Below are 1,424 nucleotides of genomic sequence, written 5' to 3' on the forward strand. Positions count from 1 at the left end.
GCCCGAAATGTCGATCTGCACCTTCTATTTTGAGGCTCAAGCAGCGCGGCGCAGCTGGTCGGGGTTGCGCAGCCGCGCTGCGACTTTCCACCAGCGCGGCTCAACCGGCCTTGAACATGCTCTGGGCTTGGCCACGGCGCCGAGGAGCCTTGTTGCTGCGCCTCATGTCCATCTGCTTTTGCTGTTCGGCGATCATCGCCAGGATTGGACCCAAACGCTTGTTCTCGACGATCGCTGCCTGGTCGATCTGCCGCAGCTTGTCGAAGATCTTGTAGGGCAGGGTGCGGCCCTTATGCTTGATAGCGAAGTGGCCGTCCGGATAGTCGTAGATCATGACGCGCTGGCGGGCGAGGGGCCTTGTGGTCTCGTTGGGCTCGAGCATGAACAGCACCTTGTCGTATTGCAGCGTCAGATTGAACGAGACGGTCCGCTCCTCCTTCCAAGCAAAGGCATCCTCGATGTCGTCATGCTCGGCAAGCGGGCGGTGCAAGTCTTTGTCATTGAAAGGCAATTTTGCGAAACGCTTGTTATAGTCCTCCATGAAGGTGGGCAGGAAAGCGTTGCCGGCCTCCATGGTCGATATCCCAGCCAGCCGCATCTCTTTGACCAGTCGATCCTGCAAGGTGCCGTTCGCCCGTTCGACGCGGCCCTTGGCCTGAGGGATATTGGCACAGATGATATCGATGTTGAGCTCGTGCAGCGCCCGGCCGAACTGCGTCATGCCATCGCCACCGGTGGCGTCAGCCTTGTTGACACGAAACGTGGCATGTTTGTCGGAGTAAAATGCAACGGGCTTGCCATGGCGCTCAAGATAAGTGCGCGCCGCGATAAAATAATCGAAGGTCGACTCAGTCTCGACGAAACGAAGATGCATGAGCCGACTGGTCGCATCATCAATGAAGACGAGCAGGGTGCATTGCGGCCCCCGATCCTCGAACCACCAATGCTCAGAGCCATCGATCTGGATCAACTCGCCGAAGCACTCTCGCCGGTAGCGTGGTTGGTGCACGGGCTTGTGTCTCTGCCGGCGATCCTTCCAGATGCCTTCCGCCATCATCCAGCGCCGGATCGTCTCCACGCCGAAATGCAGACCATGGCGCTCGGCCAGCTTCTCAGCCGCCAAGGTCGGTCCGAAATCGACATAGTTCGCCTTAATGAGCGCGACCACCTCGGTCCGGACGATCGCGGGATACGATCTATTGCTCGGCTTGCCACGCTTCTTGGAAATCAGCGCCGCAGGACCGCCGGCATGATACGCCTGCAGCAGCCGAAACACTTGGCGGGTCGTCACGCTCATCAGCTGCGCCGCTTCGCGCGTTCGTATCCGTTCCGCCAGCAAATCCTTCAAGACGTGAACCCGGTCGATCTCCGTTCGGCTCATCGACAGCACCGTCATCACACGCAACTCCCCAGGCACAACGCCG

General features: G+C 59.5%; 1 protein-coding gene. It reads right to left on the reverse strand.

From position 1 onward, the window contains the following. Positions 1-100: 100 nt before the first annotated feature. The gene (locus QQL24_RS36280; protein ID WP_284317197.1) at positions 101-1,396 is read right to left on the reverse strand and encodes an ISNCY family transposase; all 1,296 of its coding nucleotides are present in this window, start codon (positions 1,394-1,396) and stop codon (positions 101-103) included. Between the last annotated feature and the right edge of the window lie 28 nt (positions 1,397-1,424).

The organism is Labrys miyagiensis (assembly GCF_030160835.1).
In the GTDB taxonomy this organism is placed as follows: domain Bacteria; phylum Pseudomonadota; class Alphaproteobacteria; order Rhizobiales; family Labraceae; genus Labrys; species Labrys miyagiensis.

Bases quoted from the DNA above. Each gene is read 5' to 3' on its own strand.
- QQL24_RS36280 (WP_284317197.1), bottom strand. From the start codon at position 1,396: ATGACGGTGCTGTCGATGAGCCGAACGGAGATCGACCGGGTTCACGTC.